We start from the raw sequence: 21,758 nt of genomic DNA, 5'->3' as shown, positions 1-21,758 counted from the left end.
CATGGAGCTCGATCGCGCGGACCTGAAGCTGCTCGACATGCTCCAGCAGGACGGCCGCGTCACCGTGCAGGCGCTCTCGGAGGCAATCCACCTGTCGGCCCGCGCAACGCTCAACCGCGTGCGCAAGCTCGAAGCCGAAGGCGTCATCGAAGGCTACCGCGCACTGGTGAGCCGCAGCGCCTTGGGCGAGCAGATCTGCGTCTTCGCGGAGATTGCGTTGAAAGACCAGCGCCAGGCCGTGATCCAGCGATTCGAAAAGCGGATGGCCGCCTCGCCCGAAGTCGTGGCCTGCTACATCGTGAGCGGGCGCTACGACTACCTGGTGCGCGTGGCCTGCCCGAATCTCGCGCATTACCACCGGCTGATCAACGCCTGGCTGGACGACGCGTCGCTCGGCGTCGAGAAGATCGTCACCAACATCGAGCTGCAGACCATCAAGGAATTCGCCGGCTTTCCGCTGCCCAAGGCGGCATAGCCGCCTGCACGCGCCTGGAGGCTCGTCCTACGTCACTTCCGATTCGGAAGTGAAACGGCGAATTCCCTGCCGTTGCCGCTGCGCCGAATGCGCCGATGTGCGCCCGCCGCAGCGTGCCCAGGCCTAGACTCTTCCTATCAACGGGAGCAAACGCCATGGACCGCACGACCCACACCGCGACGCAGGAATTCATCCGCAAGGAAGCGCGCTTCGGCGCACGCAACTACGCGCCCATTCCCGTGGTGGTCGACCACGCCAAGGACTGTATCGTCTGGGACGTCGAGGGCCGCGAGTACATCGACATGATGAGTGCGTATTCCGCCGTCAGCCATGGCCACCTTCACCCGCGCGTGGTCGCCGCCGCGCAGCGCCAGCTCGAGAAAGTGGCTGTGACCTCGCGTGCGTATCACGGCACCGCGCTGGGCCCGTTCCTGGAAAAGCTGTGCGCCATGAGCGGTTTCGATCGCGCACTGCCGATGACCACGGGCGCCGAAGGCGTGGAAACGGCGATCAAGTGCGCGCGCCGCTGGGGCTACCGCGTCAAGGGCATCCCCGCAGGGCAAGCGCAGATCCTGGTCGCACGCGGCAATTTCCACGGCCGCACCAGCACCATCGTGGGCTTCTCCACCGAGGACGACTACCGTGATGGCTTCGGCCCGTTCGCGCCCGGCTTCGCGCATTTCGATTTCGGCGACATGAACAGCGTCCGCGCTGCCACCACGGCCAACACCTGCGCCGTGTTGATCGAACCGATCCAGGGCGAGGCCGGCATCGTCGTGCCGCCGCGGGGCTTCTTCAAGCAGCTGCGCGAATGGTGCATCCAGAACAACATCCTGCTGATCGACGACGAGATCCAGGCCGGCCTGGGCCGCACCGGAAAGCTGTTCGCTTTCGAGCACGAAGGCATCCGCCCCGACGCGCTGATCCTGGGCAAGGCGCTGGGCGGCGGCGTGATGCCGGTGAGTGCTTTCCTGGCCGACGCGAAGGTGATGGATGTCTTCAGCCCGGGTAGCCACGGCTCGACCTTCGGCGGCAATGCGCTGGCGGCCGCCGTCGGCCTCGAAGCCCTCCAGGTGATCGAGGACGAGCAGCTCGTCGAGCGCAGTGCGCGCCTGGGGGAACAGCTGATCTCCGGCCTGCGTGAGGTCATGCAAGACAGCCACGGGCTGATCCGCGACGTGCGCGGCCGTGGCCTGTGGGTGGGCGTGGACCTCGACCCCAAGCTCGCCAGCGGGCGGGAAATCATCGAGCGCCTCGCCGCGCGCGGTGTGCTGTCCAAGGACACGCACGAAACCGTCATCCGCTTCGCACCGCCGCTCACGATCACCGAAGGCCTGATCGAGGACGCGATCGGCATCTTCCGGCGCGTGGTGCTGGAGAAGTGCGTCGAGCTTGGCCTGATGTCGGGCGCCTCGCTTAACTTGGCGCAGAAGATCGACGCGTTGCTGGAAACCGAGAACCAGAGCGATCGCCTGCCCGCCTGAGCCGCCGCCCCTTAAACTTGGCGGCATGCAGCTCGCCGCCCCCCAACTGACCCAGCACCTGCAAAAAGGCCTGCGCCCGCTGTACACCGTGTACGGCGACGAGCCCCTGCTGGTGCAGGAAGCGGCCGACGCCATTCGCGCGGCTGCGCGCGGCCAGGGCTACACGGAGCGCACCGTGCACACCGTCGCCGGCGCGCACTTCGACTGGAGCGAGGTGTTGGCGGCGGGCGGCTCGCTCAGCCTGTTCGCCGACAAGCAGATCGTCGAGATCCGCATTCCCTCGGGCAAGCCCGGCAAGGAGGGCAGCCCGGCGCTTCAACAGTTGGCCGAGGGCTCGCCCGGCAACGACAGCACGCTGACGTTGGTGCTCCTGCCCAAACTCGACAAGCAGACTCGCACCGGCGCCTGGTTCGGCGCGCTGGACGCGCATGGCGTGACGCTGCAGGTCGAGCCGGTGGAGCGTCCCGTGCTGCCGCAATGGATCGCACAGCGCCTCGCGCGGCAGGGCCAGCGCGTGGTGGGCGGTGACGAAGGCCAGCGCACGCTGCAGTTCTTCGCCGACCGCGTGGAGGGCAACCTGCTGGCCGCGCACCAGGAAATCCAGAAACTCGGCTTGCTGTATCCGGAAGGGGAGCTGGGGTTCGAGCAGGTGGAAAGCGCCGTCCTTAACGTCGCCCGCTATGACGTCTTCAAGTTGTCCGAGGCTGTTCTCGCCGGCCAGGCCGGCCGGGTGCAACGCATGCTCGACGGTTTGAAAGCCGAGGGTGAGGCCGAGGTGTTGGTGCACTACACGCTGTCGGAAGACATCCGCGCCTTGAAGCGCGTCAAGGACGCAATGGCCGCAGGCCGGCCGCTGCCGATGGCCTTGCGCGAGCAACGCGTCTGGGGCCTGAAGGAGCGGTTGTTCGAACGCGTGCTGCCGCGGCTCACGACGACGGCGCTGGACAACCTGCTGCACTCTGCGCACCTCGTGGACGGCATCGTCAAGGGCCTGAAGGCGCCCGGCTGGCCGACGGATGGTTGGCAGGCATTGCACAAGCTGGCGTTTACGTTGTGCAGCGAGTGTTCTTCTCTTTCTCCCTCTCCCTCCGGGAGAGGGCAGGGGTGAGGGTCTGCATGCCCGGAATGCCCTCACCCTAACCCTCTCCCAGAGGGAGAGGGGATAATTCAGCCCATGAACGCGTTCAACGTCGCCGAATACATGCAATCCGTGGGTTCTCAGGCCCGCGAGGCCTCGACCTTCATGGCGCGCGCCGATGCCGCCACCAGGAACAAGGCCCTGCGAGCCCTGGCCGCCCTGCTGCGCACCAACACCGAATCCCTGCAAGCCGACAACGCCAAGGACCTCGAGCGCGCGACGGCCGCCGGGCTGCCTGCGCCGATGGTCGACCGCCTCAAGCTCACCCCGAAGATCATCGAAACCGTGGCCCAAGGCTGCGAGCAGCTGGCCGCGATGCCCGACATCATCGGCGAGATCAGCGGGCTGAAGCAGCAACCCAGCGGCATTCGCGTCGGGCAGATGCGTGTGCCCATCGGCGTGTTCGGCATGATCTACGAGAGCCGGCCCAACGTGACGATCGAAGCGGCCAGCCTGTCGATCAAGAGCGGCAATGCCTGCGTGCTGCGCGGCGGTTCCGAAGCCATCGATTCCAACAAGGCGCTGGCCCGCCTGGTGCAGCAGGCACTGGCTGAAGCCGGCTTTCCCGCCGAAGGTGTGCAGTTGGTCCAGACCACCGATCGCGAAGCCGTGGGGCAGCTCATCACCATGCCGCAGTTCGTCGACGTGATCATCCCGCGCGGCGGCAAGGGCCTTATCGAACGCATCAGCCGTGACGCCAAGGTGCCCGTCATCAAGCACCTGGACGGCAACTGCCATGTCTACGTCGATGATCCTTGCGACATCGCGATGGCCGTGAAGGTGACCGACAACGCCAAGACCCAGAAGTACAGCCCTTGCAACGCCATCGAAGGCCTGCTGGTGGCGCGCGGCGTAGCAAAAGAATTCCTGCCGAAGATCGGCGCGGTGTTCGCGGCCAAGGGCGTGGAGATGCGCTGCGACGAAGAGTCGCGGGCCATCCTCGCCACGGTGAACGGTGCGAACCTGAAAGCCGCCACCGAGCAGGACTGGTACGAGGAATACCTCGCGCCCATCATCAGCATCAAGGTGGTGGACGGCCTCGACGCCGCCATCGCCCACATCAACCGCTACAGCAGCCACCACACCGACGCGATCATCACGCGCGATCACATGCATTCGCAACGCTTCCTGCGCGAGGTCGATTCGGCCAGCGTCATGGTCAACACCAGCCCGCGGTTTGCGGATGGCTTCGAGTTCGGCCTGGGCGCCGAGATCGGCATCAGCACCGACAAGTTCCACGCGCGCGGCCCCGTCGGCATCGAAGGCCTGACGTCGCTGAAGTGGGTGGTGCTCGGCGACGGCGAGATCCGGACCTGATTGCGGGACAGATCTTCAGCTCTGTCCCCAACTGACTAAACAACATGCATGATTTCTGGCGCAGCTGCGGCTATGTGCTGCTCGATCGAACCCCTGAAGGCCACCTGGTGGTCACCGACGGCTTCCTGCGGCACCTGATGGACCGGCCCGAGCTGGCGCCGGTGCCGGAGTCCTGCGCCGGCGAACTCGCGCTGCGCGAATTCCTGCTGGAAGACCCACGTGCCGACGTGGCGCCCGCCATGCTGGCTGCCGTGACGGACGAGAACGCGCGCGAGAGCTACGCCATCTGGCTGCGCTTTCGCAAGCGCCTGCTCGCCCACGACACACTGGAAGCGAGCTACGCGGCCCTGTTCCGTGGCGAAGGCGTCGACGTTCCGCCGCTGCTGGTGCACGTGCTCACCCAGGTGCTGCTGCGGCACATCCTGGGCGACGACGCCAAGCCGATGCAGGCACGGGCAGCGGAGATGCTGTTCCGCCGCCAGCGCATCTCCATCCAGCCGGACGGGCAGGTGATGGCGGCCGACGACGAAACCGTGGAACGCCATGCATTGGCGGCCAACTTCGGCACCGTCGGCGAGCTGCTCAAACAGGGCGGCGCGCCACTGCGCGAGGCCGAACTCGACGTCTTGCACGACACCAATGCAGACGACTACTGGGCGCGCGACGAAAGCCATGATTTCGTCGTGAGCCTCAATCACGGCCACCCGGCGCTCGCCGCGCTGTGCGTGGTGCTGGAAAGCTGGGTCGAGCATTTCCTGGGTTGCGCCGTGCGGATCGAGCCCGAGCGCGCGATCGACGACGAGAACTGGGTCTGGCACGTCGGCCTGGATGCGCAGGCCAGCCAACTGCTCAACGACCTGTACGAGGGCAAGGACGCCACCGAAGATCGGATGCGCCGCCTGCTGTGCCTCTTCCGCCTGGAGTTCGTGGAGCCGTCCGCCATGCGGCCGGAGATCGCCGGCCACCCGGTGTACCTCGCGATGGCCAAGGACGAGATGGAAAGCCTGCGGCTCAAGCCGCAGAACCTGCTGTTGAACCTGCCCCTGGCGCAGCCGGCCTGAACCGTCCGTCCCTTGTAACGGGCGCGGCCGCCCCCAAATCCCTACAATTCCTGTCAGATATTCCCACAAGCAAGGCGCGAGGGCCGCATGGTTCCCCATCTCATCACGGCCCTGACCGGCCCCATCAACGAGCTTGAGCAACGCGTGCTCGAGTCCATGCCCGCCATCGAACGCTGGTTCCGCCTGGAGTGGATGGAGCACACGCCGCCGTTCTACAGCTCGGTCGATATCCGCAATGCCGGGTTCAAGCTGGCCCCGGTCGACACCAACCTGTACCCCGGCGGCTGGAACAACCTGACGCCCGAGATGCTGCCGCTGGCCGTGCAGTCGGCGATGGCCGCGATCGAGAAGATCTGCCCCGAGGCCAAGAACCTGCTGGTGATTCCCGAGAACCACACCCGCAATACCTTCTATCTGAGCAACCTGGCCCAGTTGAAGCGCATCTTCCACATGGCCGGCCTGAACGTGCGGATCGGCTCGATCAGCCCCGACATCAAGGAGCCGACGACGATCGAGCTGCCAGGTGGCGGCTCGGTGTTGCTGGAGCCGGTGGTGCGCACGAAGCGCCGGCTGGGGCTGAAGGACTTCGACCCCTGCACCATCCTGCTCAATAACGACCTGTCGACGGGCATTCCCGGCATCCTGGAAGACATCCACGAGCAGTACCTGCTGCCGCCGTTGCACGCGGGCTGGTCGGTGCGGCGCAAGAGCAATCACTTCAAGAGCTACGAGGAAGTCTCCAAGCGTTTCGGCAAGCTGCTGGGCATCGACCCGTGGCTCATCAACCCGATGTTCAACATGTGCGGCGAAGTGAACTTCGCCGAAGGCACCGGCATGGAGTGCCTCAGGACCAACGTCGACGCGCTGCTCACCAAGGTCCGAAAGAAGTACAAGGAATACGGCATCAACGAGAAGCCGTTCGTGGTGGTGAAGGCCGACAACGGCACCTACGGCATGGGCATCATGACGGTGCGCGACGTGAAGGACCTGGACGACCTGAACCGCAAGACCAAGAACAAGATGGCCGTCATCAAGGACGGCCAGGAGGTCAATCAGGTCATCATCCAGGAAGGCGTGCTGACCAACGAGCGCATCAACGACGCCGTGGCCGAGCCGGTGGTCTACATGATGGACCGCTACGTGGTCGGCGGCTTCTACCGCGTTCATGCTGACCGCGGCATCGACGAGAACCTCAACGCACCGGGCGCCAGCTTCGTGCCTCTCGCGTTTGCCGAGAGTACGCGCTTACCTCAACCTGGCGAGAAGCCCGGCGCCAGCGCCCCGAACCGCTTCTACATGTACGGCGTGATCGGCCGGCTGGCCATGCTTGCGGCCAGCTACGAACTGGAAGCGACCGATCCGGACGCGGAAACCTACGATTGATCTAGAGTGGCGGCCCCGTTGCTGCGCTGCAACATGCACGGTTTTGCGGCGGGCCCGGGCGCACAATATCGATCCCAAAGGTAACGGAACCCCGCCGGCCGGCCCCTGCGGCCCCAAGAACGGGGCGTCTTAGTGCAAAGCTCGAAATCTCCGCTCGCGGCGCTCACGCTCGGCGCCATCGGCGTCGTCTATGGCGACATCGGCACCAGTGTCCTTTACGCGGTCAAAGAAGTCTTCGGATCGGGGCACGTTCCGTTCACCCACGCCAACGTCTACGGCATCCTGTCCATCTTCTTCTGGACGCTCACCGTCATCGTCTCGATCAAGTACGTCGTGCTGGTGCTGCGCGCGGACAACAACGGGGAGGGCGGGTTGATCGCCATGCTGGCCCTCGCGTCGCAAGCCGTGAAGGACAAGCCGGAACTGCGCAAGTGGCTGCTGGGCATCGGCATCTTCGGCACCTCGCTGTTCTATGGCGACGGGGTCATCACACCCGCGATCACGGTGCTGTCGGCCATCGAAGGCCTGGAGGTCGTGTCGCCGGTGTTCAAGGACTGGGTGGTCCCGCTCACGCTCATCGTCCTGCTGTGCCTGTTCGCCGTGCAAAAGCGCGGCACCGGCGGCATCGGCCGCTTCTTCGGCCCCGTGACCTTGCTGTGGTTCGGCGTGCTGGCGCTGCTCGGCGTCTCGCACATCGTGCAGCATCCGGAGATCCTGGGCGCGATCAGCCCGCATTACGCGGTGCTGTTCATGTGGCACAACCCGGGCACCACCTTCATCATCCTCGGCGCAGTCGTGCTGTGCGTCACCGGGGCCGAAGCGCTCTACGCCGACTTGGGCCACTTCGGCAAAAAGCCGATTCGGCTGGCCTGGTTCGCGATCGTCATGCCGTCGCTGGTGCTCAACTACTTCGGCCAGGGTGCGTTGCTGCTGGCGCGCCCCGAAGCGGTGAAGAACCCATTCTTCCTGATGGCGCCGGACTGGGCCCAGCTGCCGCTGGTGGTGCTGGCGACGCTGGCCGGCGTAGTCGCGTCGCAGGCGCTGATCACCGGCGCTTTCAGCGTGACCAAGCAGGCCATCCAGCTGGGCTACCTGCCGCGCCTGAACATCCAGCACACCAGCGTGCGCGACACGGGCCAGATCTACATCCCGCTGGTCAACTGGGGCCTGTTCGTGGCCATCGTGCTGGCGGTGGTGATGTTCCGCTCGTCCAGCGCATTGGCCGCGGCCTATGGCATCGCCGTCACGCTCGACATGCTCATCACGACGACACTCACGTTCTTCGTGATCCGCTACGGCTGGAAGTACCCGTTGGCGCTGTGCATCGCCGCCACCGGCTGGTTCTTCCTGATCGACCTCACCTTCTTCGCGTCGAACATGCTGAAGCTGTTCCACGGCGGGTGGTTCCCGCTCGTCATCGGCGGCGCGGTGTTCACGCTGATGATGACGTGGAAGCGCGGACGCGCCATCCTCAACGACAAGTTGAAGGCCGACGCGATCGACCTGAGCAGCTTCCTCGAAGCGGTGTTCGTCAGCCCGCCGACGCGCGTCGAAGGCACGGCGGTGTTCCTCACGGCCGAGCCCGGCACGGTACCGAATGCGCTGCTGCACAACCTCAAGCACAACAAGGTGCTGCACGAGCACAACCTCTTTTGCACGGTGCGCAGCCACGAGGTGCCATGGATCGGCATGAACAAGCGGGTCGAGATCGAGGCCCTCGGCCACGACTGCTGGCAGGTCATCGTGCACTACGGCTTCAAGAACGACCCCGACCTGCCGCGCGCGCTGGAGCAGATCCGCGCCCGCGGCTGCGAGATCGAGCAGATGAAGACCAGCTACTTCCTCTCGCGCGACACGGTCATTCCCAGCATCGGCAGCGGGATGGCACCGTGGCGCGAAAAGCTGTTCGCGCAGATGCACCACAACGCCAGCGCGGCGGCTGACTTCCTGCGGCTGCCGAACAACTCGGTGGTGGAGCTCGGGTCGAAGATCGAAATCTGATGCGCCGGCCCGGCAGCAGCAGCCGGACGCACGGGGTCATCGGATTTGTGCAACAGTACGGGCAAACCGAGCCCAGCCTATGAACATCCTCTTCGTCGCCGACCCGCTGGAAGTCTTCAAGACCTACAAGGACACCACTTTTTCCATGATGCGCGAGGCGCAGCGCCGCGGCCACCGCGTGGCGGCCTGCGAGCCGTGCCATCTTTCCTGGCGCGGCGGCGACGTCGTCAAGGCACGCGTGCGCGAGATCACCCTCACCGGCACCCTGGACGAATGGTTCCAGGTCGGGCATGAAGGCGTGCGAGCGTTGAAAGACTTCGACGCGATCATCATGCGCAAGGACCCGCCGTTCGACAGCGAGTACTTCTACGCCACGCACCTGCTCGAACAGGCCGAGCGCGAGGGCGCGCGCGTCTTCAACAAGCCCGCGTCGCTGCGCGACCATCCGGAGAAGCTCGCGATCATGGAGTTCGCGGCCTTCACCAGCCCCACGCTCGTGACACGCGACGAAGAGGACGTGAAGCAGTTCCACGCCCAGCACAAGGACATCATCCTCAAGCCCCTGGACGGCATGGGCGGCATGGGCATCTTTCGCGTCGGCGCGGATGGGCTGAATCTGGGCTCCATCATCGAGACGCTCAACCGCGGCGGCACCACGACCATCATGGTCCAGCGCTTCGTGCCCGAGATCGCGCAAGGCGACAAGCGGATCCTGGTGATCGACGGAAAGCCGGTGCCGTTCAGCCTGGCGCGCATCCCGCAGGGCAGCGAGATCCGCGGCAACCTGGCCGCCGGCGGCAAAGGCGTCGCGCAGCCGCTGTCCAAGCGCGACTACGAGATCGCCAATGCGCTGGGGCCGGTACTCGCTTCGCGCGGCCTGTTGCTGGTGGGGTTGGATGTGATCGGCGACTGCCTCACCGAAATCAACGTCACCAGCCCGACCTGCTTCCAGGAGATTACCCAGCAGGCCGGCTTCGACGTGCCGGCAATGTTCATCGACGCGTTGGAAGCGGCGATGGCGGATTGAGGCAGCCTCAGTAGACCGTGGCCGAGAGGCTGCCCATGACGGACGCGCCCGCCAGCGGCGCGAAGCCGCTCAGCGACAGCTCGGCGTCCTCGAACCAGTTCGCGATCAGCCGGGCCACCGACCGCAGCGCGGCGCGGTCGGGCGCGTCGCCGCTGTCCGCACCGGCCACGCGGAAGCACAGCGTGCCGTGTTCCATGCCATCGCTCGTGATCACCGGGACGGCGTCGTAAGTGCTGCTGCAGGTCTCGGGGGCGGTCTCGGCCAGCAGGCGCAGGCCGAACAGCGATTGAAGCGGGTCGCACTCGCCGTCCGATCCGTCGTCGTGGCAGCGGACGGCGGTCTCGCCGTCGCTGCCTTCGGAGATGAACGCGGCCTCCAGGCCGAAGGCCTTGCGCATGCGGCGCAGCAGGGCACACAGCGGGGAGAAGGCTCTCAGGTCGGCGCCGTCCGCAGTCACCACGACGAACTCGCGCGCGACCAGGTCGAAAGCGCAGGTCGCCGTTTCCGACCAGTCGATGATTTGGCGAGCTGACATTTTCCGACTCCTTGCACAGCGGCCGACGGGGGTGCCGGCCATGTGTGTAGTAAAGCAGCGGGGAGGGCCGCAGGCTTAGGGAATCGGCGTAAGCGGGTTGGGTGATTTGCCGGGATCGGCTTAGGCAAACGCCCCCGGCGCGGCCTTCAGGCCACGGCCGCGCCGTCGACGAAGACGCGCAGTTCGCCGCTGCTCATCCGCGCCCAGTCCTCGTTGGTCGTCAGCGGTGCCGTGACCACCACCGCCACCTTGTCTTGCGGCGAAGTGTTGCGCGCGAAGTCGATCGACAAGTCCTCATCGGCCAGATGCGCATGGGCGAACGGATGCTTGCGTTCGACGAAGAACAGGTTGGTCGAGCAATGCGCCCACAGGGCATGACCGTTTGACAACATGAAGTTGAACGTGCCGTGCGACGCGATGCGCGGCGTGAGTTCGCGCAGCGTCAGCGTCAGCTCTTCCACGCTGGGCACGCCGGCGTGCGACTTCGCCATTTCCTGCATCAGCCAGCAGAAGGCGCGCTCGCTGTCGGTGTCGCCCACCGGCTTGAAGCTCGCATGCAGCCGCGGATGAAAATTCTCCAGGTTGCCGTTGTGCGCGAACACCCAGTAGCGGCCCCACAGCTCGCGCACGAAGGGGTGGCAGTTCTCCAGCGCGACCGCGCCCTGCGTCGCCTTGCGAATGTGCGCGACGACGTTGCGGCTCTTGATCGGGTAGCGGCGGATCAGCTCGGCCACGGGCGATTCGCACGCCGGCTGGTGGTCCACGAAATGCCGCAGGCCCGCGCCTTCGAAAAAGGCGATGCCCCAGCCGTCGGCGTGATGGTCGGTGCGGCCGCCGCGCTGGGCAAAGCCGGTGAAGCTGAACGTCACGTCGGTCGGCGTATTGCAATTCATCCCGAGCAGTTGGCACATGGGACTATTTTGACCCGTCCGGCGCGGCCGTGGGGGCTGCGCGCAGCCGCCATGCGGCCACCATCGCCAGCGCGCATAGCCCGGCCAGCATCCAAAAGACTTCGTTGAACGCGGCCAGCCGCGCCACGCTCGTGACCGGGTTCGTGAGCGAATCGCCATGCGCCGCGATCCGCCATTCCAACGCGATGCCGCACAGGCTGACCCCGGCCGCGCCGCCCAGGATGCGCACGAAGTTGATCGCGCTGGAGCCCTGCGGGATCAGCTCCTTGTCGAGCGAGCGCATCGAGCCGATGTTGAGCGATGGCAGGATGAACCCCAGCCCGATCCGCCCCAGGATGGCCCAGGCCACCAGCAGCCACAGCGGCGAATCCAGGCCGATGGTCACCATCAACGCGAAGGAGAGCGCCAGCAGTGCCAGGCCGGTGCTCACCAGCACGTGGGTGGGCTGCCGGTCCGCGAGCCTTCCGACCAAGGCGATGGTGAAAGCCAGGATCACCCCCGCCGGCAGCAGGATGGTGCCTACATAGGACGGTGACAGCCGCAGCGCCAGCTGCATGTAGACCGGCAGCAGGTAGGTCGAGCCGAAGAGGGCCGTGCCGTAGATGAAGGCCACGATGCTGCCCATCGCGAAGGTGCGGTGGCCGAAGAGCGCCAGGTCCATCAGCGGCTGGCCGCCCTGCGCTTTGAAGCGCCGTTGCCAGGCAATGAACGCCACCAGCGAAACCGCCGCACCCAACAGCAAGACGGCCGCCTCGGCGCCGCCCGAGTGAAGCTGCACCAGGCCGTTGAGCAGGCACAGCGTGCCGACGGCGCCCAGCAGCAGGCCGCGCCAGTCGATCATGCCGCTGCGTTGCGCGGCCGCGCCGCCGGGCGCCGTGGTGGGGACGAACCTTATCGCCATCACCAGCGAGGCGATGCAGAACGGGATCACCATGAAGAACAGCGAGCGCCAGCCGAACAGGTCGACCAGCACGCCGCCGATGCTGGGGCCGATCGCCGGCGCCAGCACCACGCCCATGCCGAACACGCCGCTGGCGCGCCCTTGCTCGTGGGGCTCGAACGCGCGCAGGATGATGATGGCCGGGATCGGCTGCACCACGCCGGCTGCCAGGCCCTCGGCCACGCGCGCCGCCAGCACGACAGGAAAGTGCTCGGCGAAGCCGCCGACGATGCCACCGGCCATCAGCAACAGCATGGTCGCGACGTAGGTGTGGCGGTAGCCGTACCGCGCGAGCAGCCAGGGCGTGGTGAGCATCGACACCGTCATCGCCACCATGAAGCCGGAGCTCACCCACTGGGCGCGCTCCTGGCCCAGCGCGAATTGCTGGCTCATGTCCGGGATGCCCACGTTGATGATGGTCGACGACATGATCGACGCCATCGTGCCGATCATCACGGAAAGCAACAGCAGCCAGCGATAGCGCGGGCCATAGCGCTCGCGCAGTTCGGCCAGGCTGGTGCCGCGGGTCAAGGCGGCATCCCGGAAGCTGTCGGTCCCATGGGTTTTCCTGAAGTCGTGAGGCGGGTTTCCTCACGATGATAGGTGCAGATGCCACCAAGGAGACCGCCGTGCAGACCGACTTGAACTCACACGCGCCGCTGGGCAGCCGCCGCAACAAGGTGGTGACCGCGGCCGAGGCCGTCCGGCTCATCCACGACGGCGACACCGTCGCCACCGGCGGCTTCGTCGGCATCGGCTTTGCCGAAGAGATCGCGGTGGCGCTGGAAGCCCGCTTTCTCGCGACCCAGGCCGAGACCGGCACCGGCTCGCCCCATGCGCTGACGCTGGTCTATGCGGCGGGGCAGGGCGACGGCAAGACGCGCGGCCTCAACCACCTCGGTCATGCCGGCATGGTCCGCCGCGTCGTCGGCGGCCACTGGGGCCTGGTGCCGGCCCTGCAGAAGCTGGCCGTGGCCAACGAGATCGAGGCCTACAACCTGCCCCAAGGCGTGCTGGCGCACCTGTTCCGCGACATCGCGGCCGGCAAGCCGGGCACCTTGACGCGTGTCGGCCTGGACACCTTCGTCGATCCGCGCCACGGCGGCGGCAAGATCAACGCGCGCACCACGGAGGACCTGGTTCGCCTGATGGAGATCGACGGCCAGGAGTACCTGTTCTACAAGGCCTTCCCGATCTCGGTGGGCATCATCCGCGCGACCACGGCCGACCCGGACGGCAACCTCACGATGGAGCGCGAGGCGTTGACGCTGGAAGCGCTCGCGATCGCAATGGCGGCGCGCAATTCCGGCGGCATCGTCATCGCGCAAGTGGAACGCATGGCCGAACGCGGCACGCTGCACCCGCGCCAGGTGAAGGTGCCCGGCGTGCTGGTTGACGCCGTGGTGGTGGCCACCAACCCGGCGTACCACATGCAGACCTTCAGCGAGCAGTACAACCCGGCGTACTCGGGCGAGATCCGCTTGCCGATGGACCAGCTCGCGCCAATGCCGATGAGCGAGCGCAAGATCATCGCGCGCCGCGCCGCATTGGAGCTGAAGGCCAACAGCGTCGTGAACCTCGGCATCGGCATGCCCGAAGGCGTGGCCGCCGTCGCGGCGGAAGAGCGTGTGATCGACCTGGTCACGCTCACGGCCGAGCCCGGCGTGATCGGGGGAATTCCGGCGAGCGGCCTGTCGTTCGGTGCGGCCGTGAACGCGCAAGCCGTGATCGACCAGCCCAGCCAGTTCGATTTCTACGACGGCGGCGGGCTGCATCTTGCGGTGCTGGGCCTGGCGCAGGCCGATGCCGAAGGAAACCTCAACGTCAGCAAGTTCGGGCCGCGCCTGGCCGGCGCCGGCGGCTTCATCAACATCAGCCAGAACGCGAAGACCGTGGTGTTCGTCGGCACCTTCACCGCCGGCGACCTGGCCGTGAAGCTGGAAGATGGCAAGCTGCGCATCGAGAGCGAAGGCACGATGCGCAAATTCGTCAAGCAGGTCGAGCACCGCACCTTCAGCGGCCGGGAAGCACGCCGCCGCGGGCAGCAGGTGCTGTACGTGACGGAGCGCTGCGTGTTCCGCCTGGCCGACGGCGGCCTGGAGTTGATGGAGATTGCGCCGGGCATCGACCTGGAGCGCGACGTGCTGGCGCAGATGGACTTCATGCCCGCGATCAGCACCGAGCTGAAGCTGATGGACCCGGCGATCTTCGCCGCCTCCGCTTTGGGATTGCGGGAGCGCCTGCTGGCCAAACCGTTGCACGAGCGCTTCGAATTCGATCGCGATCATCGGCTGCTCTTCATCAACTTCGAAGGGCTTGCGATCAACAATCAGGGCGCCATCGCAGAGATCGAGCAGGCGGTGGCGCATTTGCTGGAGCCGATGGTGAAGTCGGCGGACCAGCGTGTGGCCGTGGTCGTGAACTACGACAACTTCACCATCCTGCCGGGCCTGGTGGACGAGTACTCGGCGATGGTGACGCGGCTGACCGACCGGTTCTACAGCCGTGTGACGCGGTATGGGACGGGCGGGTTCTTGAAGGCGAAGCTGGACGGGCGATTGGCCAACTGAGCTGTCATGCCGGACTCGTTCCGGCATCCATGCGTGCCTGCGGCGACATCGGCCAACGAGCCATGGATTGCGGGTCAACCAAAAACTAGTGTCCGGAGGAGAACACTCAGTCAGCGGCCAAGCGGTAGATGCAGCTGAAAAAAAATGGGCGAGTCCTCGGGAAATCCATGTCGACATGGCGGGCGGGATCGGGGCGGCGGGGCACTCTGCGCTGCATCGGCCACCCGGCGTCCATGGCTCCGCACAGGTCGCTGTGCAGCGCGCTTCGATGAGATCAGATGTCGGGCAGTACTGGGTCAAGCCCGCAATGACACCTCGCGCGCGCAAGCCTCGCAAATACACGCCTTACCCCGCGCTTCCACAGGCAATTGCGCCAGCAACTCCGCGCTGAAATTCACCCGCGTGCACCAGCACGGCGGCTGCTTCTTGCCGGTGGCCCTTTCGACCTCCATCGCGCACTGATTGCCCTGCCCGCACAAAGGGCAGCGCTCGGCTGTGGAAACGGTGTCGAGTGTCATCGCTTCAGTTTATCCGGCAACCGGATTGCCTGCGCGAAGTGCTGGTACACCGCGGCGATCCGCCGGAGGTGCCGGGACTCCGGGTGCGCCAACAGCCACAGCTGCGACTCGCAACCCTCCAGCGGCTCCGAAAGCGCGACCAATTGCGGCTCCGCCTCCAGCATGAAGAGCGGCACGATGCCCACCCCCAGGCCCGCCTTCACTGCATCGACGACCGCGACGATTCCATCCACCAGGTGCCGAGGCGCGAGCTTGGGCAGGTGCTTGCGGCGCCAGCGCACGGATGGGTGATCGGGCATGGCTTCGTCGGGCGCGATCCAGTCGTGCTCGGCGAGGGGCTTGCGCCGCCGCGCGGCCGGCATTGCCCGCGCGACGCATGGCACGAAGCGGATCGCGCCGAAGTGCCGGCCCACCAGATGGTCGGGCGCCTTGGGCGTGGCACGCAGCGCCAGGTCGGCATCGCGACGCGTCAGGCTCACCAGTTCGTTGGCGGATCGCAACTCGAGTTGCAATAGCGGGTGTTTCGCCGCCAGCGCGGGCAGGCAGGGCAGCACCAGGCCGCGCAAGACCGAGTCGGTGGTGGTGACGCGGACCCGCCCGGTCACCTCTGCATCCTTTCCCTGCGTCGCGAGGCGCGCTGCTTCCAGCTCGGCTTCGATGCGCTCGGCATGGCGCGCGATCTCCAGCGTCGCCTCCGACGCGAGGTAGCCCTGGCGAGTGCGCTCGAACAGCCGCTGGCCGAGGCTCTTCTCGATGCGCTGCACGCCGCGAAACACGGTCGATGCGTCGGCGGCCAGGCGTTCCGCCGCTTCCGCCAACGTTCCGCCGCGCACCAGCGCGAGCAACAACTCGAGGTCGGACGCCGTCAACGCATATTGCGATCTTGCAATGCCAGTTTTCATGGACGCCTATTTTCATTGCGACTTTGCAATCCTACAGTTCGCTTCCCCTCCACGCAAACGGAACACGGCCCCATGCACCACTACACGCTCGTCAGCCATCACTTGTGCCCCTACGTGCAGCGAGCCGCCATCGTGCTCGCCGAAAAGGGCGTGCCGTTCGAGCGGCGCCATGTCGACCTGGCGGCCAAGCCCGACTGGTTCCGGGCCATCTCGCCCTTGGGCAAGACGCCGGTGCTGCTGGTGCAGGACGAGCCCCTGTTCGAATCCGCGGTGATCTGCGAATACCTCGACGAAACGCTCGCGCCGCGGCTGCATCCGCAGGGCGCCCTGGAGCGCGCACGCGAACGGGGCTGGATGGAGTTCGGCTCGGCCATCCTCAACACCATCGCGGCGTTCTACAACGCGCCCGATGCGCCGGCGTTGCAGGCACGCCGCGAAGAGCTGGGCGCAAAGTTCATGCAGGTGGAACAAGCGCTGCACGCCGGCGGCCCATGGTTTGCCGGCGCACGCTTCGGGCTGGTCGACGCGGTGTTCGGCCCGGTGTTTCGCTACTTCGACGTGTTCGAGTCGCTGGGCGAGGCCGGCCTTTTCGGAGAGACGCCCAGAGTCCACGCCTGGCGCCAAGCCCTGGCCGCGCGGCCGTCGGTCAATCAAGCGGTGTCGGCCGAGTACCCGCGGCTGCTGCACGACTTCCTGATCGCGCGCAGCAGCGAACTCTCCCGCCGCATTCAGGTGAGCGGCTCGTCCGCCAGCGTGAAATAGAAAGTCGCCCCCCGGCCCGGCACCGCGTGCGCCCAGATCCGTCCGCCGTGCCGCGTGACGATCTTCTGCACCAGCGCCAGCCCGATGCCCGTGCCGTCGAACTCGCTGGGCGAGTGCAGGCGCTGGAAGGCGCCGAACAGTCGCGAGGCATGCGCCATGTCGAAGCCCGCCCCGTTGTCGGCGACGAAGTAGACCGGGTCGCCGGCATCCTGCTTCGTGCAGCCGAACCGGATCGACGCGATGGGTTTGTGGGCCGAAAATTTCCACGCGTTGCCCACCAGGTTGGCGACGACCTGGGCCAAGAGGCGCGGGTCGCCGTGCGCAGGCAGGCGGCTCGGCGTCTCCAGCGTGCCTTCGCGGTGCGGCTCGCCTTCGCGCAGCTGCGCGAACACCTTGCGCGCGATCTCCGCCAAATCGACGGGCTCCCACCTCAGCCGCACGCGCGACAATTGCGCGAGCGAGAGCATGGCGTCCGTGAGTTCGCTCATCTGCCGCACGCCGGCGCGGATGCGGCGCACGTAGTGGCGGCCCTGCTCGCCCAGCGCGGGCGAGCACAGTTCGTCCAGCGAGTGGCTGAAACCGTCGATGGACGTGAGCGGCGAACGCAGATCGTGCGCGATGGAATACGAGAAGGCTTCGAGTTCGGCGTTGGCTGCTTCCAGCTGCGCGGTGCGAAGCCCCACGCGCTCTTCCAGCTCCGCGTTCAGGCGCGCGATCTCGTCCTGCGCGCGCCGCTGGTCGGTGATGTCGCGGCCCACGCCGCGATAGCCGGTGAAGCGGCCCTGGCCGTCGAAAACGGGCACACCCGCCAGGGCCAGCTGCCGCACGCTGCCGTCCGCAATGCGCCGGCGCACCACGAAGTCGCGGAACGGCTCATGCCGTTCCAGCTGGGCGCGATGCTGCACCCAGGCGTCCTCGTCGGCCTCCGTGTCTTCCAGCTCCCACCGCGCCTTGCCCAGTATCTGCCCCGGTGGCAGCAGGCCCGGCGGGTACGTGCTGCCGCCGCCTTCGATGGCGATGAAACGGAACTGCGCGTCCTGCTCCCAGTACCAGTCGACCGACAGCTCCGTCAGGGCGCGAAAGCGTGCCTCGCTGCGGCGAAGGCCGTCCGAGGCGTCGAGCTGCTCGGTGATGTCGATCGCCAGCACCAGCCTGGCGGCGCGGCCTTCGAAGAGGATGTCGTTCGAGAAGGTGTCGACGTGGATCACCTCGCCGTTCTTGCGCTGGTGGCGGCCACGGCGCCGGGCCGGGCCGACCAACGGCTTGGCGGCCATCTCCCGGCGCCAGGCCTCGACATCCTCCGGCGGTCGCATCGCTTCGATGGACATGGCCAGGAACTCGGCCTCGCTGCGCCCGTACTGCGCCACCCACGCGGCGTTGACGGCCAGGAACTTCAGCGTGCCGGGGTCGTACACGCACATCGGCTGCGGGTTGTCGATGAAGAGCGATTTGTACTGCGACTCCGACGCCGCCAGCTGCGCGGCATGGCGGCGCCGCTGCAGCACCGCACCCAGCGACTCGGCCAGAAGCTCGAGCGCGGTCTCGTCTGCCTGCGTGAAGAAGCCGGGCTGCAGCGACATCACGCTGATGACGCCCACCGTCTCCTGCCTCTGGCGCAACGGCGCGCACATGATGGACTTCCAGGGCTGCGGCGGGACCGTGCGGTGCACGCGCCGGTCGGTGTCGACGTCGTCGCTGCGCAGAATCCGCTGAGAGCACACGGTCAGTCCCGAGAGGCTGCCCTCGAGGGGCACGAGGGTGCCGACCTGGTCCAGCGCGACGCCGTAGACCGATCGCACGCGCAGCCCGTTGCCCTCCAACACCCCGAACGCGGCGCCGTCGGCGGCCAGGACGTCCTGCGCCATTTCGGCGATGCGCGCCGTCAGCGCTTGTTCATCCGCATCGCTCACCGCCAGTTCGTGCTGGGCCCGCGCGATGGCCTCGACGCGCGCGGCCTGACGGCGCGCGTCGGCGTCGCTCAACTCGCGAGCCGGCGTATCCGCCGTCGTCAACACCTTGAATTTGACTGCCTCTCCGCTGCGCATGAGCGAACTGTAACCTTTATCATCAGCGCCCGGGACCCGGCGTGTCCCCAAGTAGCAGTTTCAGGCCGTCGCGTCGGCAGGTTCTTCACGCCCCACGGCGTCGAGGGCGCCGGCCACCACGCCGTGCATGCGCACCGGGCGCAGGAAGCGGTCGCGGATCAACCGCTCGCAGATCCGCTTGGTCATCGAGTGCGGCTGCCCGCCGTGGCTCACGAACATGAACAGCGTGCCCTTGGTGCTGGCCCAGATCAGCTGGGCGCGCAGCCAGCGGCGCTTGGAATACAGGTCGATCCAGTCGCCTTCGCGCAGGTTGGCCAGCACGGTGTCCGGGTCCAGCACGACGGCGGGCGGCGGCGGCGCTTTGGCCACTGCCACGGCCACTGCCGGGGCGGGCTCCAACGGCGCCGGCCGCGAGGTCTCTTCTTCCGCCCACAGCTGCGCCATGTCGGTGGGCATCGTCTCCTGGAAACCCAGTGCGCTCAGCTCGTTGGCGCTCATCCAGGGCTGGCCGGACTTGGCGGCTTTCTCCTCGGGATCGGGGTCCTCCAGCCGCACGCGATCGGCGTCCATCGCACTGAGCGGCGCGTGCCCGGACTCGAGAGCGTCCTGCCGCGACTTCGCACGGCGCAGCTTGAGCACCGGGCGATGCAGTTCCATCAGCTCCTGGAAAAACGATTCATCGGCTTCCTGCCCCACCAGCGCGAGACCCTCGCGCAGCTTGGCCAGCAGGGGCGGGATCCGCTCGAAGAGCTGTGCCGGCTGGCGCATCGTCACTTCCGGCTTCACGCTCCAGAGCAGATCGGTAATGACGGAGAGATAGCCCTGCGGGTCGATGCGGTTGGCGCCGTCGGTGAGCCGCGCGTGCGCCAGCACCAGGGCCCATGGCCCGAACAGGAAATCCTGCACCACCGACGGCACGGTTTCCAGGTCGGGCCGGGTGCTCAGGCCCCAGGCGATCTGGTCGGCTTCGGCCTGGCGGCGTTCGGCGAACCGCATCGCGGCGACCGCCTGCTCCAGCGGGTCGGACTCGATGCGGTCCTGCTCCGCCCACACGGCCTCGAGTCCCTTGAGCATCAGATCGAAGGGCTGGGCGTCGGGAATCTCGGCCTTGTTCAGCTCGTTGAACGAACCCTGCACGCCGTCGAAGAAGCTCGCAAATTCCTTGCTGAACTCGTCGTTGTACTTGAAGCTGCGCAGCGCCACGCGCTCCATCAGCAGCCGGCCCGGGTGTTCTTCTTCGGTGAAGAAGCGCGGATCCACCATGGCCAGGCGCAGCAGCGACGGCTCCAGCGCCACGATCGCTTCGCGCACCGGGCCGAGCAGCCGCGGATCCTGCGCGATCTGGTTGACCACCTTGCGAACCAGTTCCAGGCCCAGCACCTGCGCTACCTGGGTGGCGTCCTTGCGCAGCCGCGTGCGCACCAGCGAGCGCTCGTGCGAATGCGCGTAATCGCCCCAGACCTCGCTGTTCAGCCGGCTCTGGACGCCGATGTTGCGCTGGGGGCGGTCCACCGCGGGCATGTCGCGGTAACTGGCCGGGACGGGCGGTTCGGGTGCGACATCGCGCTCGCCCTGGGCTTCGGCTTGTAGCCGCTCCAGTTCGCGGTCCACTTCCGCGTAGTACGACGCCGGCAATACCTGCGTCGCGTGCTCGCCGGCCCCGTGCGACACGAAGTCGCGCAGCAGGGCGTGGCTGATCTGCCGGCTGGAAAGCGAGGCGAAACCCGATGGCAACTCCTGGCCCGCGGACCCAGGGTGGCCGCCCGCGGACGGCGTGCTGCCCCGGTTGGCCTGGGCACCGGTACTGCCGCTGCCACCGCCACTATTGCTGGCACCACCGCTGCCATCGGCAGCCGCATCAGCAGCAACACCCGGTGCGCCCTGCGCGCGCGCCGGCGCGCCTGCTGCCTGCGTAACGCGGTATTCGGCGGCCTGGACATTCGCGTCCTTCAGCTGTGTGACCAGCCGTTGGTAAAGGCTTTGCAACTCCTGGCCGAGCGGCTCGGCCATGTGCTTCATCCAGAGCGATCCGGTGGCGGGCTTGACCTGTGCGCCGTTGATCAGGGCCCGCAAGCTTTGCGCGAAGATTTCCGGACGCAGGGGGTTCAGCTCCGGCCGCACGGTGGCCAGCCCCATCGCGGAACTGACCAGCGCGTCGAGTTCCGACACCGGCCGTTCGACGATGGGCATCACGTGGCTCACCAGGCGCGAGGACTCGATGGCGCCGTCGATGGCGGAGTCGTCCATCAGCGACAGCTCGAGGTTGGGCGTATGCCGTGCCGCGGGCGCGCGTGCAGCTGCGTCCTTGCCCTGGTCGGCGGTGAACGCGGCGCGCAGTTCGTCGGGGTACCGTTTGCACCAAACCGGCTGTTGCCGCTGCAGCTCGCGCCAGGCCTCGCCGAGTTCGGTGCGGTCGCCCGATTGGCTGGTTTTGAGCTCCGCGTCTTGCAGCGAAGTGACGACCTGATTCAGGCACCGCTCCAGCGCCATCGGCGCCGATGTGGCGACCTCATTGAAACAGTGTTGCAGAGCGGTGGAATGCGTAGCCATGTTGTTGCTTGTGGCCTGAAAAGCGCAACGTTTCGGTACCCCTCAGCACCGAAACGTTATGTAGCAACTTTTTAGCACGTGAACCGGGGATGTGCGCGTTCTCGAAATATCCGGTTACGCATTATCGTCGCACGGGCCC

The 21,758-nt window shown here is 66.8% G+C and carries 17 protein-coding genes; 10 read left to right on the top strand and 7 right to left on the bottom strand.

Annotated features, from left to right (window positions below; translation table 11 throughout):
- Position 1 precedes the first annotated feature (1 nt).
- The 8 genes from EEB15_RS28030 (at position 2) to gshB (ending at position 9,886) form a co-directional block, all read left to right on the top strand.
- Positions 2-475 (top strand): Lrp/AsnC family transcriptional regulator, encoded by a 474-nt coding sequence (locus EEB15_RS28030; RefSeq protein WP_141513266.1) that lies wholly within the window; start codon positions 2-4, stop codon positions 473-475.
- A gap of 155 nt (positions 476-630) precedes the next feature.
- Entirely contained in the window at positions 631-1,959 is a 1,329-nt protein-coding gene (gene rocD, locus EEB15_RS28025) for an ornithine--oxo-acid transaminase (protein ID WP_141513265.1), read from the top strand.
- 25 nt (positions 1,960-1,984) lie between these two features.
- Positions 1,985-3,067 (top strand): DNA polymerase III subunit delta, encoded by a 1,083-nt coding sequence (holA, locus tag EEB15_RS28020; protein ID WP_141513264.1) that lies wholly within the window; start codon positions 1,985-1,987, stop codon positions 3,065-3,067.
- A gap of 66 nt (positions 3,068-3,133) precedes the next feature.
- Positions 3,134-4,414, top strand: coding sequence for a glutamate-5-semialdehyde dehydrogenase (locus EEB15_RS28015; RefSeq protein WP_141513263.1), 1,281 nt, complete (start codon positions 3,134-3,136; stop codon positions 4,412-4,414).
- A gap of 44 nt (positions 4,415-4,458) precedes the next feature.
- Positions 4,459-5,475, top strand: a complete 1,017-nt coding sequence (locus EEB15_RS28010) for a DUF6352 family protein (RefSeq protein WP_141513262.1) — start codon at positions 4,459-4,461, stop codon at positions 5,473-5,475.
- Between the two features lie 87 nt (positions 5,476-5,562).
- On the top strand, positions 5,563-6,858 hold the full coding sequence (gshA, locus tag EEB15_RS28005; RefSeq protein ID WP_141513261.1) for a glutamate--cysteine ligase: 1,296 nt from the start codon (positions 5,563-5,565) through the stop codon (positions 6,856-6,858).
- Between the two features lie 132 nt (positions 6,859-6,990).
- On the top strand, positions 6,991-8,859 hold the full coding sequence (locus EEB15_RS28000; protein ID WP_141513260.1) for a potassium transporter Kup: 1,869 nt from the start codon (positions 6,991-6,993) through the stop codon (positions 8,857-8,859).
- A 79-nt stretch (positions 8,860-8,938) separates the two neighbouring features.
- Positions 8,939-9,886 (top strand): glutathione synthase, encoded by a 948-nt coding sequence (gene gshB, locus EEB15_RS27995; RefSeq protein WP_141513259.1) that lies wholly within the window; start codon positions 8,939-8,941, stop codon positions 9,884-9,886.
- Positions 9,887-9,893: 7 nt separating this feature from the next.
- On the opposite strand, the gene EEB15_RS27990 is transcribed toward gshB, so the two are convergent.
- The 3 genes from EEB15_RS27990 to EEB15_RS27980 all read right to left on the bottom strand — a co-directional run bounded on the left by EEB15_RS27990 (position 9,894) and on the right by EEB15_RS27980 (position 12,803).
- Complete coding sequence (locus EEB15_RS27990) at positions 9,894-10,421, bottom strand: hypothetical protein (RefSeq protein ID WP_141513258.1); 528 nt, start codon at positions 10,419-10,421, stop codon at positions 9,894-9,896.
- A 146-nt stretch (positions 10,422-10,567) separates the two neighbouring features.
- Complete coding sequence (locus EEB15_RS27985; RefSeq protein WP_141513257.1) at positions 10,568-11,332, bottom strand: class II glutamine amidotransferase; 765 nt, start codon at positions 11,330-11,332, stop codon at positions 10,568-10,570.
- 4 nt (positions 11,333-11,336) lie between these two features.
- Entirely contained in the window at positions 11,337-12,803 is a 1,467-nt protein-coding gene (locus EEB15_RS27980) for an MFS transporter (RefSeq protein ID WP_233259646.1), read from the bottom strand.
- 98 nt (positions 12,804-12,901) lie between these two features.
- Between EEB15_RS27980 and EEB15_RS27975 the strand changes: the two genes are divergently transcribed.
- Positions 12,902-14,842 (top strand): acyl CoA:acetate/3-ketoacid CoA transferase, encoded by a 1,941-nt coding sequence (locus tag EEB15_RS27975; RefSeq protein WP_233259645.1) that lies wholly within the window; start codon positions 12,902-12,904, stop codon positions 14,840-14,842.
- A gap of 296 nt (positions 14,843-15,138) precedes the next feature.
- Here EEB15_RS27975 and EEB15_RS27970 read toward each other — a convergent pair whose 3' ends face one another.
- Entirely contained in the window at positions 15,139-15,360 is a 222-nt protein-coding gene (locus EEB15_RS27970; RefSeq protein ID WP_141513255.1) for a cysteine-rich CWC family protein, read from the bottom strand.
- The gene (locus EEB15_RS27965; protein ID WP_141513254.1) at positions 15,357-16,262 is read right to left on the bottom strand and encodes a LysR family transcriptional regulator; all 906 of its coding nucleotides are present in this window, start codon (positions 16,260-16,262) and stop codon (positions 15,357-15,359) included. Before EEB15_RS27965 ends, EEB15_RS27970 begins: the two co-directional genes overlap by 4 nt.
- Before the next feature lie 72 nt (positions 16,263-16,334).
- Here EEB15_RS27965 and EEB15_RS27960 point away from each other — a divergent pair, with 72 nt between their 5' ends.
- Positions 16,335-17,024, top strand: coding sequence for a glutathione S-transferase family protein (locus EEB15_RS27960; RefSeq protein WP_141513253.1), 690 nt, complete (start codon positions 16,335-16,337; stop codon positions 17,022-17,024).
- Here the strand turns inward: EEB15_RS27960 and EEB15_RS27955 are convergent.
- A complete protein-coding gene (locus tag EEB15_RS27955) occupies positions 16,991-19,069 on the bottom strand; it encodes an ATP-binding protein (protein ID WP_141513252.1) in 2,079 nt (692 codons plus the stop codon). The genes EEB15_RS27960 and EEB15_RS27955 overlap by 34 nt on opposite strands.
- 60 nt (positions 19,070-19,129) lie before the next feature.
- Positions 19,130-21,619 (bottom strand): DUF1631 family protein, encoded by a 2,490-nt coding sequence (locus EEB15_RS27950; RefSeq protein ID WP_141513251.1) that lies wholly within the window; start codon positions 21,617-21,619, stop codon positions 19,130-19,132.
- Positions 21,620-21,758: the final 139 nt, after the last annotated feature.

This window comes from Ramlibacter sp. WS9 (genome assembly GCF_003797765.1).
GTDB lineage: Bacteria > Pseudomonadota > Gammaproteobacteria > Burkholderiales > Burkholderiaceae_C > Ramlibacter.
This window is presented reverse-complemented; position numbering and strand designations above follow the sequence as displayed.